Origin of the sequence: Companilactobacillus bobalius (assembly GCF_002179915.1) — a bacterium.
Classification (GTDB): Bacteria; Bacillota; Bacilli; order Lactobacillales; family Lactobacillaceae; genus Companilactobacillus; species Companilactobacillus bobalius.
On the sequence record NZ_MYFM01000021.1, the window covers coordinates 1 to 3126 of the forward strand.

A 3126-nucleotide genomic window follows, 5' to 3' on the forward strand; every position below is an offset into this window, starting at 1 on the left:
CTCGTACCTTCAAAACTAGATATTAAGATTATGAATTAAATTAAAACACTTCAAACTGCTGTAAACTCTTACTCGGTTAAGTCCTCGATCTATTAGTACTGCTCAGCTCCATGTATCGCTACACTTCCACCCGCAGCCTATCTACGTCATATTCTCTAACGGATCTTACTTCCATAAAGGAATGGGAAATCTCATCTCGAGGGGGGCTTCACACTTAGATGCTTTCAGCGTTTATCCCGTCCATACGTAGCTACCCAGCGATGCGCCTGGCGGCACAACTGGTACACCAGAGGTATGTCCATCCCGGTCCTCTCGTACTAAGGACAGCTCCTCTCAAATTTCCTACGCCCGCGACGGATAGGGACCGAACTGTCTCACGACGTTCTGAACCCAGCTCGCGTACCGCTTTAATGGGCGAACAGCCCAACCCTTGGGACCGACTACAGCCCCAGGATGCGATGAGCCGACATCGAGGTGCCAAACCTCCCCGTCGATGTGAACTCTTGGGGGAGATAAGCCTGTTATCCCCAGGGTAGCTTTTATCCGTTGAGCGATGGCCCTTCCATATGGTACCACCGGATCACTAAGTCCGACTTTCGTCCCTGCTCGACTTGTCAGTCTCGCAGTCAAGCTCGCTTATGCCTTTACATTCTACGAATGATTTCCAACCATTCTGAGCGAACCTTTGAGCGCCTCCGTTACATTTTAGGAGGCGACCGCCCCAGTCAAACTGCCCACCAGACACTGTCCCTCACCACGCTAAGTGATGTAGGTTAGAGTTTTCATATAACAAGGGTAGTATCCCACCAATGCCTCCTTCGAAACTAGCGTTCCGAAATCAACGGCTCCTACCTATCCTGTACATGTCACACAAAAACTCAATATCAAGCTACAGTAAAGCTCCATGGGGTCTTTCCGTCCTGTCGCGGGTAACCCGCATCTTCACGGGTATTATAATTTCACCGAGTCTCTCGTTGAGACAGTGCCCAAATCATTACGCCTTTCGTGCGGGTCGGAACTTACCCGACAAGGAATTTCGCTACCTTAGGACCGTTATAGTTACGGCCGCCGTTTACTGGGGCTTCAATTCTCAGCTTCGCAAAAGCTAACTGATCCTCTTAACCTTCCAGCACCGGGCAGGCGTCAGCCCATATACGTCATCTTACGATTTAGCATAGACCTGTGTTTTTGATAAACAGTTGTTTGGGCCTATTCACTGCGGCTGGCTGTTACACCAGCACCCCTTCTCCCGAAGTTACGGGGTCATTTTGCCGAGTTCCTTAACGAGAGTTCACTCGCTGACCTTAGGATACTCTCCTCGACTACCTGTGTCGGTTTGCGGTACGGGTAGTTTATTTCTAACTAGGAACTTTTCTTGGCAGTGTGAGTTATTGTGCTTCGTTACTAAAATTTCACTCCCCATCACAGCTTGTCCTTAAAGATATAAGCATTTGACTCATATCAAGACTTACTGCTTGGACACGCATATCCATCAGCGTGCACACATCATCCTCCTGCGTCCTTCCATCGTTCAAACAAAATAAACTAGTACAGGAATATCAACCTGTTATCCATCGATTACGCCTTTCGGCCTCATCTTAGGCCCCGACTAACCCTGGGAGGACGAGCCTTCCCCAGGAAACCTTAGTCTTACGGCCGACCAGATTCTCACTGGTCTTTCGTTACTCATACCGGCATTCTCACTTCTAATCACTCCACCACTCCTCACGGTATGGCTTCAATGCAATTACAACGCTCTCCTACCACGTGTCTTACGACACATCCACAGTTTCGGTATCATGCTTAGCCCCGGTACATTTTCGGCGCAGAATCACTCGACTAGTGAGCTATTACGCACTCTTTGAATGAATGGCTGCTTCTAAGCCAACATCCTAGTTGTCTATGCGTTTCCACATCCTTTTCCACTTAGCATGAATTTTGGGACCTTAACTGGTGATCTGGGCTGTTTCCCTTTCGACGGTGGATCTTATCACTCATCGTCTGACTCCCGAGTAAAGATCAATGGTATTCGGAGTTTATCTGAATTCAGTAACCCAAGACGGGCCCCTAGTCCAAACAGTGCTCTACCTCCACGATCCTAAACCTCGAGGCTAACCCTAAAGCTATTTCGGAGAGAACCAGCTATCTCCAAGTTCGTTTGGAATTTCACCGCTATCCACATCTCATCTCAGCATTTTTCAACATACACGAGTTCGGTCCTCCAATGCGTTTTACCGCATCTTCAACCTGGACATGGATAGGTCACTTGGTTTCGGGTCTACATCAACATACTTAGTCGCCCTATTCAGACTCGCTTTCGCTACGGCTCCGACTTTTCATCTTAACCTTGCATGTTAACGTAACTCGCCGGTTCATTCTACAAAAGGCACGCCATCATCCATAAACGGACTCTGACTACTTGTAGGCACACGGTTTCAGGATCTATTTCACTCCCCTTCCGGGGTACTTTTCACCTTTCCCTCACGGTACTGGTTCACTATCGGTCACTAGGGAGTATTTAGCCTTGGGAGATGGTCCTCCCGGATTCCGACGGAGTTTCTCGTGTTCCGCCGTACTCAGGATACTGAATGGAGTGGATCAGATTTCGTTTACGAGGCTTTCACTCTCTTTGGCCAAGTTTTCCAACTTGTTCGACTATCATAACCTTTTGTTCTCACAACATCAGTCCTACAACCCTAAAGAGCAAGCTCTTTAGTTTGGGCTATTCCCGTTTCGCTCGCCGCTACTCAGGGAATCGAATTTTCTTTCTCTTCCTGCAACTACTTAGATGTTTCAGTTCATTGCGTGTTCCTCTTGACTGCTATGTATTCACAGACAAGTAAATATCCATTACGATATTTGGGTTCCCCCATTCGGAAATCCCCGGATCAAAGCTTACTTACAGCTCCCCGAGGCGTATCGTCGTTAGTTACGTCCTTCATCGGCTCCTAGTGCCTAGGCATCCACCGTGCGCCCTTTATAACTTAACCTAAATTAAATTACAAAAAGTAATTTAAAACAATTTGCCATGATTTTCATCACAGCTGGCAATCAAAAGATTGCCGCGCAGTTTTCGGTGTTTCTTTAATTCATTAATTCTTAATATCCAGTTTTCAAGGTACGAGT

At 47.3% G+C, this 3126-nt stretch carries 1 rRNA gene; it reads right to left on the reverse strand.

Going from position 1 to position 3126, the window contains the following annotated elements:
* Positions 1-72: 72 nt before the first annotated feature.
* Positions 73-2990: ribosomal RNA gene (locus tag LKACC16343_RS14090) — 23S ribosomal RNA — on the reverse strand.
* Between the last annotated feature and the right edge of the window lie 136 nt (positions 2991-3126).